The sequence below is a fragment of the Burkholderia sp. 9120 genome, assembly GCF_000745015.1.
Classification (GTDB): Bacteria; Pseudomonadota; Gammaproteobacteria; order Burkholderiales; family Burkholderiaceae; genus Paraburkholderia.
Genome location: NZ_JQNA01000002.1, coordinates 1723948 through 1737256, shown reverse-complemented (window position 1 = coordinate 1737256; position 13309 = coordinate 1723948). Strand labels below are relative to the sequence as shown.

At 63.3% G+C, this 13309-nt stretch carries 9 protein-coding genes; 6 read left to right on the top strand and 3 right to left on the bottom strand.

The window, feature by feature from the left end:
• Positions 1-101 precede the first annotated feature (101 nt).
• The 3 genes from aspT (at position 102) to FA94_RS15925 (ending at position 4984) form a co-directional block, all read left to right on the top strand.
• Positions 102-1787: an aspartate-alanine antiporter gene (gene aspT / locus FA94_RS15935; protein WP_035552866.1), complete on the top strand. Its 1686-nt coding sequence runs from the start codon at positions 102-104 to the stop codon at positions 1785-1787.
• A gap of 107 nt (positions 1788-1894) precedes the next feature.
• Entirely contained in the window at positions 1895-3559 is a 1665-nt protein-coding gene (locus FA94_RS15930) for a bifunctional aspartate transaminase/aspartate 4-decarboxylase (protein WP_035552864.1), read from the top strand.
• A 186-nt stretch (positions 3560-3745) separates the two neighbouring features.
• Complete coding sequence (locus tag FA94_RS15925; RefSeq protein WP_035552862.1) at positions 3746-4984, top strand: pyridoxal-phosphate-dependent aminotransferase family protein; 1239 nt, start codon at positions 3746-3748, stop codon at positions 4982-4984.
• An 80-nt stretch (positions 4985-5064) separates the two neighbouring features.
• On the opposite strand, the gene FA94_RS15920 is transcribed toward FA94_RS15925, so the two are convergent.
• Positions 5065-6276 (bottom strand): MFS transporter, encoded by a 1212-nt coding sequence (locus FA94_RS15920; RefSeq protein WP_035552859.1) that lies wholly within the window; start codon positions 6274-6276, stop codon positions 5065-5067.
• A 389-nt stretch (positions 6277-6665) separates the two neighbouring features.
• Between FA94_RS15920 and xdhA the strand changes: the two genes are divergently transcribed.
• The 3 genes from xdhA (at position 6666) to xdhC (ending at position 11259) form a co-directional block, all read left to right on the top strand.
• Positions 6666-8195: a xanthine dehydrogenase small subunit gene (gene xdhA / locus FA94_RS15915; RefSeq protein ID WP_035552857.1), complete on the top strand. Its 1530-nt coding sequence runs from the start codon at positions 6666-6668 to the stop codon at positions 8193-8195.
• 79 nt (positions 8196-8274) lie between these two features.
• The gene (gene xdhB, locus FA94_RS15910) at positions 8275-10641 is read left to right on the top strand and encodes a xanthine dehydrogenase molybdopterin binding subunit (protein WP_035552855.1); all 2367 of its coding nucleotides are present in this window, start codon (positions 8275-8277) and stop codon (positions 10639-10641) included.
• Positions 10642-10692: 51 nt separating this feature from the next.
• On the top strand, positions 10693-11259 hold the full coding sequence (xdhC, locus tag FA94_RS15905) for a xanthine dehydrogenase accessory protein XdhC (protein ID WP_156126641.1): 567 nt from the start codon (positions 10693-10695) through the stop codon (positions 11257-11259).
• A 72-nt stretch (positions 11260-11331) separates the two neighbouring features.
• On the opposite strand, the gene FA94_RS15900 is transcribed toward xdhC, so the two are convergent.
• Positions 11332-12306 (bottom strand): LysR family transcriptional regulator, encoded by a 975-nt coding sequence (locus FA94_RS15900; protein ID WP_035552850.1) that lies wholly within the window; start codon positions 12304-12306, stop codon positions 11332-11334.
• A 259-nt stretch (positions 12307-12565) separates the two neighbouring features.
• On the bottom strand, positions 12566-13234 hold the full coding sequence (locus tag FA94_RS15895; protein WP_035552848.1) for a 2-hydroxychromene-2-carboxylate isomerase: 669 nt from the start codon (positions 13232-13234) through the stop codon (positions 12566-12568).
• Between the last annotated feature and the right edge of the window lie 75 nt (positions 13235-13309).

Sequence of the window (13309 nt, the reverse complement as noted above, 5' to 3'; positions counted from 1 at the left end):
ACACGATCCGCTTCGCGCATCGACAGGCGGCATTCCCGCCCGCAGCACCCCGGCAGACGGCACCCAGTACTCAATATCTCAAACTATCCAGCGAGGGCATGATGGACTGGCTACATCACATTTTTCAGAAATCCCCCGAAATTGCGCTGTTTTTATCGCTAGCAGCCGGTTACTTCATCGGGCAGATCAACTTCGGCAAGTTCCAGTTGGGCGGAGTGGGTGGTTCGCTGCTGGCGGCGGTCGTGATCAGCCAGTTCGGCGTGACGATCGACAACGGCGTGAAGTCGGTCATGTTCGCCGTGTTCATCTACGCGGTGGGCTACGACTCCGGCCCGGGCTTCTTCAACTCGCTGAACCGCAAGACGCTGCGTGAAATCGCGATGGCGGTGTTCCTCGCCGTTTCCGCGCTGATCACCGTGGTGGTGTGCGCGAAGCTGTTCCATCTGAACAAGGGCCTCGCGGCCGGGCTCGCGGGCGGCGCGCTGACGCAGTCGGCGATTATCGGCACGGCGGGCGATGCGATCGCGCGGCTCGGCTTGCCGGCCGATCAGGTGAAATCGCTGCAGTCGGACGTGGCGATCGCGTACGCGGTGACCTACGTGTTCGGCTCGCTGGGCGCGATCATCGTCTGCGTGAACATACTGCCCAAGTTCATGGGGCAGGGCTTGCGCGAGGCGTCGATCGACGCGGAGCGCGAGTTGTCGGCGGGGGTGTCGACGTCGCTCGCGGCGGGGCAGATTCGTGCGTTGCCTGAACTGGTAGGACGCGCGTACCGGATCGACGTCAGCGCCGGCAAGACCGTCAAGGCGGTCGAGACCTTGCACCAGGACATGTTGACGGTCGAGAAGATCAAACGCGACGGCAAGGCCGTCGATCCAACGCCCGATCTGACCTTGCAGCTCAACGACGAAGTGCTCGTGGTGGGTCGTCGCGAAGCCGTTGTTGCATTCGGCGCGAACGGCAACGAGATCGCCAACGTCGACGATATCGGCGTGGTGATGCAGACCCGCGACGGCGTGTTCACGCGCAAAGGCATGAACCACACGACGATCGCCGCCGCGCGCGAAGTGGTGGACCGCGACCTGCGCCACGGCGTCTACATCCAGCACATTTCGCGCGCCGGTCAGCCGCTGCCGATCCTGCCGGAAACCAAACTGGAACATGGCGACGTCATCACGTTCTACGGCTCGCCGAAAGACACCAAGCGCGCCGTCGACGCCGCCGGCTACGAATTGCCGAACACCAACAAGACCGACTTCATCTACATGGGCGTGGGCCTCGTGCTCGGTTTGCTGATCGGGCTGATCGTCGTCAACGTGGGCGGCATTCCGCTCACGCTCGGCTCGGGCGGCGGCTGCCTGCTGGCCGGCCTGCTGTTCGGCTGGATGCGCGGCAAGCATCCCATGTACGGCGTGATGCCGTCGGCGGCTTCGCAGTTGCTCAAGGACTTCGGTCTCGCGGCGTTCGTCGCGGTGGTGGGTCTGAACTCCGGCCTGCAAGCCGTGGTGACGGTCAAGCAGAGCGGCATGACAATCTTCCTGCTCGGCGTGTTCGTCACATTGTTCCCGCTGCTGCTGACCATGCTGTTCGGCCGCTACGTGCTGAAGTACAACAACGCGGCGCTTCTGGCCGGTGCGCTGTCGGGCTCGCGCAGCGCGAATCCGGCCTTCGGCGGTGTGCTCGACAAGGCGGAAAGCGCGGTGCCGACGGTGCCGTTCGCGATCACGTATGCGATCGCCAACGTCGCGCTGACGCTGCTGGGTCCGCTCGTGGTCGGGCTGGTTTAGGCGCGCGCAGCGCTTTATCGATCTCTCATCGATCTCTTTCACGCTGGCGGTAAGCGGGCGATTCTCGCGACGCCGGCGTCTTTCACCTGCTCATTGGAGAACGCATCATGGCAAAAGAGAAGGGCGACAAGAAACACGCGGATATGGCGCAACCGGGGCTGTCCGCGCTCAGCCCGTTCGAACTGAAGGACGAACTGATCAAGGCGGCCGGCGGCGGCGCCGTGGAGCGCGCTGCGAACGCAGCCATGCTCAACGCCGGTCGTGGCAACCCGAACTTTCTCGCGACGATTCCGCGTCATGGCTTCTGGCAACTCGGCCTGTTTGCGATGCGCGAATCGGAGCGCTCGTTCGCGTACATGCCGGAAGGCATCGGCGGCTTCCCGCGGCGCGACGGTCTGGAAGAACGCTTCGATCTGTTTTGCCGCGAGAACAAGGGCGTGGCAGGCATCGACTTTTTGCGCGGCGCGGTGTCGTATGTGCGCGATCAGCTCGGCTATTCCGCCGGCGACTTCCTGTATGAAATGTGCGAGGGCATTCTCGCGTCGAACTATCCGGTGCCGGACCGCATGCTCAAGATGTCCGAGCTGATCGTCGGTCAGTATCTGCGCCGCGAGATGATCGGCAACCATCCGTTCGTGGGCGAGTTCGACGTGTTCGCGGTGGAAGGCGGCACGGCGGCGATGACGTACATCTTCAACACGATGCGCGAGAATCACCTGATCAAGGAAGGCGACACGATCGCGCTCGGCATGCCGATCTTCACGCCGTACATCGAGATTCCGCGCCTGAACGACTACAAGCTGAACGTCGTCAATCTCGAAGCGGACGTGGAAAGCGGCTGGCAGTATTCGAAGAAGGAACTCGACAAGCTGCGCGATCCGAAGGTGAAGGCGTTCTTCCTCGTGAACCCGAGCAATCCGCCTTCGGTGAAGATCAACGACGAGAGCCTTCAGTACATTGCCGACATCGTCAAGGAACGGCCCGATCTGATTCTGCTGACCGACGACGTGTACGGCACCTTCGCCGACGACTTCGTGTCGCTGTTCGCGCTCGCACCGAAGAACACGATTCTGGTCTATTCGTACTCGAAGTATTTCGGCGCGACCGGCTGGCGTCTCGGCACGATCGCGACGCATCGCGACAACGTGCTCGACCGTCTGATCGCCGAGTTGCCGAAAGACGCGAAGAAGCAGTTGCACGAGCGTTACGAGTCGATCACGACCGAACCGGACAAGCTCAAGTTTATCGACCGTCTGGTCGCCGACAGTCGCACCGTCGCGCTGAATCACACGGCGGGTCTGTCGACGCCGCAGCAGGTGCAGATGGTGCTGTTCTCGTTGTTCTCGCTGATGGATACGCCGGACGCGTACAAGAACGCGTTGAAGCGTCTGATCCGCAAGCGCAAGCAGGCGCTCTACGAAGAAGTGGGCATCTCGTTCGAGGACGACGATCCGAACCAGGTCGACTACTACACGATTCTCGACATCGAGTTCCTCGGCGAGAAGATGTTCGGGCGTGAGTTCGTCGATTGGCTGCTGAAGAACACCGAGCCTTCCGAACTGCTGTTCCGTCTCGCGCGTGAAGCGCGGGTCGTGCTGCTGCCGGGTCGCGGGTTCGGGACACAGCATCCGTCGGGGCGTGTGTCGCTCGCCAATCTGAACGAGTCGGATTATCGGCAGATCGGCCGCGCGTTGCGCAAACTGATCGAAGAGTACATCGAGCGATTCAACGCGGCGACCGGCAAAAAGCTCGATAAAACGAAGGTGAAATAACACGCGGGCCGGCGCTGTTGCTGCACTAGCAGCCGGTCGCGTGATACTCGCATTTAATGCGTGAAAGCAGGGCCAAATGGCTTGCGCAATCGCGCGGATCAGTGAATGATCGAATGAACGGCCTCGCCAGCATCCCTGTTGGCGAGGCCGATTGTTCCTTAGCGTTTTGACATTCACGTACCGATCATGCCGACTTCATCCATCACACCCGTCGCTTCCGCTGTGCCTTGTCCGGTTGTCGAATCGCTCGACGCCATCCTCCCCGAAGAACCGCTGCTGATGATGGGTGCCGGCCCCGTGCCGATTCCCGCCGCCGTCGCCAAGGCCAACACGATCGTCATCAATCACCTGGGCGGCACGATGGTGAAGGTGATCGGCCAGGTGAAGACCATGGCGCGCTACGTGTTCCAGACGAATTCGAAATGGGTGCTGGGTGTAGCGGGACCGGGATCGGCCGCGATGGAAATGGCGATCTCCAACCTCGCGTGGGAAGGCACGCGCGTGTTGAGCATCAGGAACGGTTTCTTCAGCGAACGGATGGCGGAGATGGGTCGCCGTGTCGGCGCGCGCGTGAGTATGCTCGACGTCGACGATGGCGCGGTTGCGAGTCTCGACCAGGTGGCCGAGGCGATTCGCCGCAAGCGTCCCGAGATCGTGACGGTGGTGCAGGGCGAGACGTCGAACACGGTGTGGAATTACCACCTGAAGGACATCGCCGCGCTGGCGAAAGCCGCGGGTGCGCTGGTGATCGTCGACGCGGTTTGTACGCTGAGCACGATGCCGCTGGAGATGGACGCGTGGGGTATCGACGCGGTGATTACCGGTGGGCAGAAGGGCTTGTCGTCGATTCCGGGCGTCTCGCTGATCGCGTTTTCCGACGCGGCCTGGGCGCGCGTCAAAGGACGCACGGCGCCGAACGCGCATTGGTGCCTGGATGCGTCGCTCGCGGAAAACTTCTGGCATAACGCGGGCTATCACTACACCGCGCCGGTGTCGGGCGTGCTGGCTTTGCACGAGGCGTTGCGGCTCGTGTGCGCGGAGACGCTGGAGAAGCGCTTCGCACGGCATCTGAAATGTTCGCTGGCCTTGCAGGAAGGGATCGCGGCGTTAGGGCTGAATCTGTATGCGCCGCCGGCGTGCCGGCTGAATTCGGTGGTTGGTATCGAGGTGCCGCAAGGCTTGAGTCCCGGCGATATCTGCGGCCACATCTCGCGGCAGCATCAGGTCGAGATATCCGGTTCGTTCGGCTTGCCGATCGTGCGGATCGGGCAGATGGGCGAGCAATGTCGCGAACACAATCTGTTCAGAACACTGCACGCGTTGGGTCGCACGATGGTGGATCTCGGCGCGGCAGTGGATCTGCCGGCGGGCGTGGCGGCGCTGGAAAAATCGTTGTCGGGTGGCGCGCGCGTGTTGGCGCGGTAGCCTGGCGCTGCTGCGCCAGGCCTGGCGTATTCAGCGCGGCACGCCGCGCTGAATAGCCGATAACGAGCTGTATCGAACGATCAGGTCGTTGCGGGCGCAATCGGTGCCCGCGCATTGCGCAGGTACAACACCGTCGACAGCACCACGGCAGCGGCCGACGCCACGGCCGCGAACAGAAACACGGAGGCGTAGCCGAACTCGCCGGCAATGTAGCCGGCCAGCGGCCCGGTGATGCCGAGCGACAGATCGAGAAACACCGAATAAGCCGACAACGCCGCGCCACGACTGGCCGGCGGCACGAGGCCGACCGCTTCGACGCCGAGCGCGGGGAACACCAGCGCGAAGCCGAAACCGGTCAACGCCGCGCCGGCGAGCGCGATATGCGGCTCGGGCGCGAGCCACAGCATCAACAGCCCGGCGCATTCGAACGAGAACGACACGATCGCGACGCGGAATCCGCCGTAGCTCTTGATCGTGTTGGCGAACAACAGGCGCGCGCCGATGAACAGCGTGCCGAACACCGTCAGCGACAAGGCCGCATTCGGCCAATGCTTCGCGGCATAAAACAGCGTGATGAAGGTGGCGATCGAGCCAAACCCGGCGGAGCCGAGCGCGAGGCCGATACCGTGCGGCAGCACGCGCGTGAGCACGCTGCCATACGACATCCGCTCGCCGTGGACGACCGGCACCGGCGCGATCGGCCGGGCCAGATAGAAGCCGAGCGCCGCGAGGAAGATCACCAGAATGCCCAGCGCCGCGAACCCGACCGTGTGCGCGATCGCGACGCCGAGCGGCGCGCCGACGGCCAGCGCGCCATAAGTGGCGATGCCGTTCCACGAGATCACCCGGGCGTTATTGCTGGTGCCGACCCGGCCGATGCCCCACAGAATCGCGCCCGTCCCGCATAGGCTTTCGCCGAACCCGAGCACCAGACGGCTGCATACCAGCAGACCGAGGCTCAGCACGGGCCAGCGGCCGCACAGCACGGCCAGCAGCAACAGAATCCCGCTCGCGCCGCACCCCAGCAGTCCGATCGACACCGTGCGCTTCGGCCCCAGCGTATCCGCCGAACGGCCAGCCAGCGGCCGCGACGCCAGTGTCGCCAGGTATTGCACGCTGATTGCCGCGCCGGCCAGCACGGCGCTGTAGCCGAGGTCGTCGTGGACGTAGCCGGGCAGCACCGCGAGCGGAATACCGATCGTCAGATAGCAAAGAAACGTGAAAAAAACGACCGGAATGATCTGTAAGGTCGTCGCAAATTCGCTGCGAGGCGTCGCTGAATCGGTGGACATGGGGAAAACGAGACTTGAAAACGGCGGGAAGCCGTGATTTTCCCATGGAACCGATTCTCTTGCAGGAGTTGCTTAATAAATTGACCCATTAAAAAACGGTGCCGGATGCATATAGTGGTCCGGTTTTGCTCCATGAGCGCCGGTTTTGGCCCTCGTTCCGGTCGGTTCGACTCGTCTCGATATGTCTGTATTGGCTTGAAAAATAATAAAACCAAGCTAAATTGCCATGTCAACATAAGTCGAGCGACCCTCAAACCTATCTCGTTATCGCCTCGCGGATATGTCCCGCATGCGATCCGAGCTATGGGTTGGTTTTATTGGGAATGATAGTTTTCGAACCATCACGCAGCACGTCCCCACGGACACAGAACATTCGAGAGTAAAGAGACATGACTGAGCCGATTCGCTTCTACCACCGCAACGCGATCCGCGAGATCAAGGACGCGCCCGTCACCCGCACCGTCCTGCAGTATCTGCGCGAAGACGTGCATTGCACCGGCACCAAGGAAGGTTGTGCAGAAGGCGACTGCGGCGCGTGCACGGTCGTGCTCGGCGAGCGCAACGCGGCGGGCGGCGTCGACTTCAAGACGGTCAATGCCTGCATCCAGTTCGTGCCGACGCTCGACGGCAAGGCGCTCTTCACCGTCGAAGACTTGCGCCAGCCGGACGGCTCGCTGCATCCGGTGCAGGAAGCGATGGTGGAATGCCACGGCTCGCAGTGCGGTTTCTGCACGCCGGGTTTCGTCATGTCGATGTGGTCGCTGTACGAAAAGCACGGCCACGAGCATAGCTGCGCGAACAAGACGGTGCCGTCGCGCGACACGATCAGCAATGCGCTGACCGGCAACCTGTGCCGCTGCACGGGCTATCGCCCGATCGTCGACGCGGCCGTGCGCATGTTCGAAGCGCCGCCGCCCAAAGCGCCGGTCAACGTCGAAGCGCTCGCCGCCACGCTCGCCAAGCTCGAGCGCACGGAGACGTTCCACTACCAGCACGCCGGCCAGCAGTTCGACGCGCCGCGCACGGTCGCGGCGCTCGCGAAGATCAAGGAAGCCGAACCGGCCACGCGGATTCTCGCCGGCAGCACGGACATCGGCCTGTGGGTCACCAAGATGATGCGCGAGTTGGGCAACATCGTTTATATCGGGCAGATCGCCGAATTCCAGAAGCTCGAAACGAACGACGACTGGATCGAGATCGGCGCGGGCGTGAGCGTCGAAAAGGCCTACACGGAAATCATCAAGCAGTATCCGGAACTGTTCGAAATGCAGCAGCGCTTCGCGTCGTTGCCGATTCGTAACGCCGGCACGCTCGGCGGCAATATCGCCAACGGTTCGCCGATCGGCGATTCGATGCCCGGCCTGATCGCCCTCGGCGCGCATGTGATCGTGCGCGGCGGTGAGATTGAACGTGAAATGCCGCTGGAAGATCTGTACCTCGCGTATCAGAAGAAGGACATGGCCGAACACGAGTTCGTCGTTGGGCTGAAGGTGCCGACGCGCACCGGCGTGCGCAAGAACTTCCAGTTCCGCACGTACAAACTGTCGAAGCGTTTCGACTCGGACATCTCGGCCGTGTGCGCCGCGTTCTCGTTCATCGCCGACGGCGACGTGATCCGCGAGCCGCGCATCGCGTTCGGCGGCATGGCCGCCACCTCGAAGCGCGCCACGCACGCCGAAGCCGTGCTGCGCGACGCCGAATGGCACGAAGCCACCGCGCAGGCCGCGATGATCGCGCTCGGCAACGACTACGCGCCGCTGTCCGACATGCGGGCCACCAGCAATTACCGGCTCGAAGCCGCGAAAAACACGCTGTACCGTTTCTGGCTCGAAACGCGTCCGAACAATCCGCTGCCGAAGAGCGCGCTCGACGTCCGCGCGGTGGCCGCGGCATGCGCCCCAGCCGGCGCGAATGTCTGAGACGCGGCAAGTACGCGGTAGTTACGCGATCAGTGCGCGGTAAGTACAGGAAGCAAGAGAAGCACACGGAGAACACACAATGAATCAGCAAGCCGAACCGTTCCTGAAAGACCTCAAGGAGCTCGACGACTTCACCCAGGTCCATATTTCGCGGCCGCATGAGTCCGCGCATCTGCACGTGAGCGGCCGCGCGACCTACACCGACGACATTCCGACGCTCGCCGGCACGCTTCACGCCGCGCTCGGCCTGTCGCCGAAAGCGCACGCGAAGATCGTCTCGATGTCGCTCGATAAAGTGCGCGCCACGCCGGGCGTGGTCGCGATCTTCACCGCGGAAGATTTCCCCGGCGTGAACGACGTCGGCCCGATCATTCACGGCGACGATCCGATTCTCGCCGACGGTCTCGTGCAATACGTCGGCCAGCCGATGTTCATCGTGGTCGCGACGTCGCATGACATCGCGCGGCTCGCCGCACGCCGCGCCGAAGTCGTCTACGAAGAACTGCCGGCGATTCTGACCGCGCAGCAGGCGCGCGCCGCGAACCAGCACGTGCTGCCACCGATGAAACTCGCGCGCGGCGAAGCCGATACGAAGATTGCCCGCGCCGCGCGTCGCGAAGCCGGCGAAATGCTGCTCGGCGGCCAGGAACAGTTCTATCTGGAAGGCCAGATTTCGTACGCGGTGCCGAAGGACGACGACGGCATGCACGTCTACTGTTCGACGCAGCACCCGACCGAAATGCAGCACATGGTCGCGCATGCGTTGGGCGTGGCGTCGCACAACGTGCTGATCGAATGCCGCCGGATGGGCGGCGGCTTCGGCGGCAAGGAATCGCAATCGGGTCTGTTCGCGTGCTGCGCGGCGCTCGCCGCGTGGAAGCTGCTGTGCCCGGTGAAGCTGCGTCCGGACCGCGACGACGACATGATGGTCACCGGCAAGCGCCACGATTTCCACTACACGTATGAAGTCGGTTACGACGAGCAAGGCGTGATCGACGGCGTGACGGTCGACATGACCTCGCGCTGCGGTTTCTCCGCCGACCTGTCCGGTCCGGTGATGACGCGTGCGCTGTGCCACTTCGACAACGCGTACTGGCTCTCGGACGTGACGATCGACGGTTTCTGCGGCAAGACCAACACGCAGTCCAACACGGCGTTTCGTGGCTTCGGCGGTCCACAAGGCGCGTTCGCGATCGAATACATCATGGACAACGTCGCGCGTTCGGTCGGCGAAGATTCGCTCGACGTGCGCCGCCGCAATCTGTACGGCAAGACCGAGCGTAATCAGACGCCGTACGGGCAGGTGGTTGAAGACAACGTGATTCACGAGCTGATCGACGAACTCGAAGCGACCAGCGAATATCGCGCACGTCGCGCGTCGATCAACGAATTCAACGCCAACAACGCAGTGCTGAAGAAGGGCATGGCGCTGACGCCGGTCAAGTTCGGCATTGCGTTCAACGTGACCCACTTCAACCAGGCCGGCGCGCTGGTGCACATCTACACCGACGGTTCGGTGCTGGTGAACCATGGCGGCACCGAAATGGGCCAGGGCTTGAATACCAAGGTCGCGCAGGTCGTCGCGCATGAACTGGGGATCGGCTTCAACCGCATTCGCGTGACGGCGACCGATACCAGTAAGATCGCCAACACGTCGGCGACTGCCGCATCGACCGGTTCGGACCTGAACGGCAAGGCCGCACAGGATGCCGCGCGGCAGTTGCGCGAACGTCTGTCGGCGTTCGCCGCCGAACGTTTCGGCGCGGGCCAGGTGAGCGCGTCGGAAGTGCGCTTCCTGCACGATCGCGTGGTGGTCGGCGAGATGATCGTGCCGTTCGAGGAAGTGATCGCGAAGGCCTACGTCGCGCGTGTTCAGCTCTGGTCGGACGGCTTCTACGCGACGCCCAAGCTCTACTGGGATCAGTCGAAGCTGCAAGGCCGGCCGTTCTACTACTACTCGTACGGCGCGGCCGTGTCGGAAGTGGTGATCGACACGCTGACCGGCGAAATGCGCGTGCTGCGTGCGGATGCGTTGCATGACGTGGGCGCGTCGCTGAATCCGGCGCTCGACGTCGGCCAGGTGGAAGGCGCGTTCATTCAGGGCATGGGCTGGCTCACGACCGAAGAACTGTGGTGGAACGCAGGCGGCAAGCTGATGACGCATGCGCCGTCCACCTACAAGATTCCGACCGTCAACGACACGCCGCCGGATTTCCGCGTGCGCCTGTTCAAGAACCGCAATGCGGAGGACAGCATTCACCGTTCGAAGGCGACCGGCGAGCCGCCGCTGCTGCTGCCGTTCTCGGTGTTCTTCGCGGTGCGCGACGCGGTGTCGGCAGTGGGCGACCACAAGGTCAACCCGCCGCTGAACGCCCCGGCCACCAGCGAGGAAATCCTCAAGGCGGTCGGCGCGGTGCGGGCGGCGACTGCTGCCGCCCGTCAATAAACGTCGCGGCCTGACCGACGCGTGAAGCACTCACTCACTGGAATGATCGCCATGAACGCTTCTTCTTCCGTTCAGATCGGCCGACGCAGCACGGTTGAAGCGCCGCGTCCGGCGCCGATGCACATCGTGCTGTTCGGCGCGGGACACGTCGGGCATGCGCTCGTCGAGTTGCTCGGCAGCTTGCCGTGCGTAGTCCAGTGGGTTGACGAACGCGACGAGCTGTTCCCCGACGAAACGCCCGCCAACGTGCAGGTCGAAGCGACCGACACGCCGGATGCGATCGTCGACACGGCACCGCCCGGCGCGTATTTTCTGGTGATGACGCATAACCACTCGCTCGATTTTTCGCTGGCCGCGCGCATCATGCGGCGGCGCGATTTCACGTACTTCGGCATGATCGGCTCGAAGACCAAGCGCGTGAAGTTCGAGCGCAGGTTGATCGATCGCGGCGTGGATCTGGATCGGCTGGTCGAGATGACCTGTCCGATCGGCGTGGCGGGTATCGTCGACAAGGCGCCCCCGGCGATCGCCGTGGCGGTGTGTGCGGAGTTGCTGCAGATCCGTTCGCGGCAGGCTGCGGCGCAAGCCACGATGCAGAAGCTTTGCGCCAGCGTGTGAACGTGTGACCGCGTGAACGACCAGGACGTAGCGGAGCGCAAGGCGCCCGCTTCAACGACAACAACGTCAGCCCTACGCGGCTGACGTTTCTTTTTTCTGCGGCCGCTTGGCGCGGCGCATTTTCTGCGCGACCAATCCATCCGACACTTGCGACATCAGCGTGCGCAGCCAGCCGATATCGCTCGGGCGATCCGGCTGCGGATGCCACAGCTGATAGCACTTGATGCGCGGAAACGGAATCGGCACGTCGACCACCGCGAGCGGCAGGATGCTCGCGTAATGCATCGCGAAGCGGCGCGTGGTCGTGAAGATCAGATCCGATTGCAGCAGCGTTTGCGGCACCAGTCCGAAGTACGGCAGCGTGGCGACGATGCGCCGGTCGGCGCGCGCCCGCGCGAAGCCGATGTCGATCGCACCGCCGCGCGCGCCGCTATACGGCGTCGGCGCGAGATGCGGCGCGGCGAGATACGCTTCGCGCGTCATCGGTATGCGCGTGAGCGGATGGTCGGCGCGCATCAGGCACACCACCGTGTCGGAAAACAGATCGCTGCGTTCGAAACGCGGGTCCGGCTTCGGCCAGTTGCCGATCACCAGATCGAGTTCGCCGGCATCGAGCGCGGCGGAATGATCGAGCATCGGACTCAACGATTCGATTTCGAGCCGTGCATGCGGCGCCGCTTCGCGGAATTGCGCGATCACGGTCGGCATGAAGAAGTCGTTCAGATAATCCGGCGCGGCGACGCGAAAGGTGCGGCGCGAGCGGCTGGGATCGAAGTCGCCATGGGGTGTCGCGACAAAATCCACTTCGCGCAGCACGCGTTGTGCGGAAGCCAGCAGCGACTCGCCATATTCGGTGGGCACCATGCCCGACTTGCCGCGCACGAGGATCGGGTCGTTGAGCGTCTCGCGCAGTTTGCGCAGCGCGGTGCTAATGGCAGGTTGAGTTTGATTCAGACGCAGCGCGGTCTGCGTGACGCTGCGCTCGACCAGCAGCGTGCGCAATACGCGCACGAGCCAGATATCGAGGGAGGCGGCGGTGTCGTCCATGTTCAAGGCTAAGCGAGGCAGGCGGTTCGGGCCGCAATGAAGCGTCGGACGGAGCCCGCCCGCGGACCTGCCCGCGCTCTGGGCGCAAAGGTTATAACCTTAGGCCGTTTGCGGAGCAGCAGCATAGCGGGCGCGGTATGGCCGGCATCAGCACGGCCTTTTCGGCGCTATCGTGGCAGTTTTCGAATGCTTCAAGACCTCTGCCGACGCTCACGCCGTCACGCGCGTCGATCCGGATCGCGTGAAGCTTGCGCTTGCCTTACGTCGGGTTCGCCGAGTTCGTCGGTATGTCCACGACACCCGAAGCGAGCGCACTGATCCGCTTCACTTCTTTCGACTCGAGCCAGTTCGGCGTGCGCGCGCAATACAGCACCATCGGCAAGGCGTCTTCGCCCCAGAACAGTTGATCGTTGAGCCGGAAGGTCGGCACGCCGTAGACGCCGAGACCGATCGCGTCCGCGGTGTTGCGCTGCAATTGCGCGCTCACGTCGGGGCTTTTGATCAACTCGGGACCGTCGGGCATGCCGACGCGTTCGCACAGTTCGGCAAACGCCGTTTCACTCGACGGATCGCGGCCTTCGCGCCAGATGAAGCGGAAAATCTCGCGCACGAACTGGACGTCGCCCTTCGCCGCGGTGGCGAGCAGCAACGGCTTCATCGAATCGAACGGATGCGCCGGCGGCATCTTGTACGGAATGCCGAGTTGCTCCGCGCGAAACAGCGCGTGCCGGTACAGGAAGGTGCGTTTGGCGGGCACGCTGTAGGCCGGCCGCTGTCCCCAATGGCTATACAGATCGTTCAATACGACCGGCGTGAACGCGAAGTCGAAGCCCGGCCATTTGTCGTGTTGCTCAAGCAACAGGTACGTGAACGGCGAGACAAAGTCGTAAAACCAAAGCGGTTGCCTGGCGTCGATGCCAACGGTCATAAGTGTCTCCCGGATTGCCTGGTCCGCACGGCGCCTCTGCTGGACCGTCGGAATTGTAATGATCTTACGCGGTGC

Coding starts and splice junctions, on each gene's coding strand:
- xdhA (WP_035552857.1), top strand. CDS start 6,666: ATGACTGAGCCGATTCGCTTCTACCACCGCAACGCGATCCGCGAGATC.
- FA94_RS15895 (WP_035552848.1), bottom strand. CDS start 13,234: ATGACCGTTGGCATCGACGCCAGGCAACCGCTTTGGTTTTACGACTTT.
- xdhB (WP_035552855.1), top strand. CDS start 8,275: ATGAATCAGCAAGCCGAACCGTTCCTGAAAGACCTCAAGGAGCTCGAC.
- FA94_RS15930 (WP_035552864.1), top strand. CDS start 1,895: ATGGCAAAAGAGAAGGGCGACAAGAAACACGCGGATATGGCGCAACCG.
- xdhC (WP_156126641.1), top strand. CDS start 10,693: ATGAACGCTTCTTCTTCCGTTCAGATCGGCCGACGCAGCACGGTTGAA.
- FA94_RS15920 (WP_035552859.1), bottom strand. CDS start 6,276: ATGTCCACCGATTCAGCGACGCCTCGCAGCGAATTTGCGACGACCTTA.
- FA94_RS15900 (WP_035552850.1), bottom strand. CDS start 12,306: ATGGACGACACCGCCGCCTCCCTCGATATCTGGCTCGTGCGCGTATTG.
- aspT (WP_035552866.1), top strand. CDS start 102: ATGGACTGGCTACATCACATTTTTCAGAAATCCCCCGAAATTGCGCTG.
- FA94_RS15925 (WP_035552862.1), top strand. CDS start 3,746: ATGCCGACTTCATCCATCACACCCGTCGCTTCCGCTGTGCCTTGTCCG.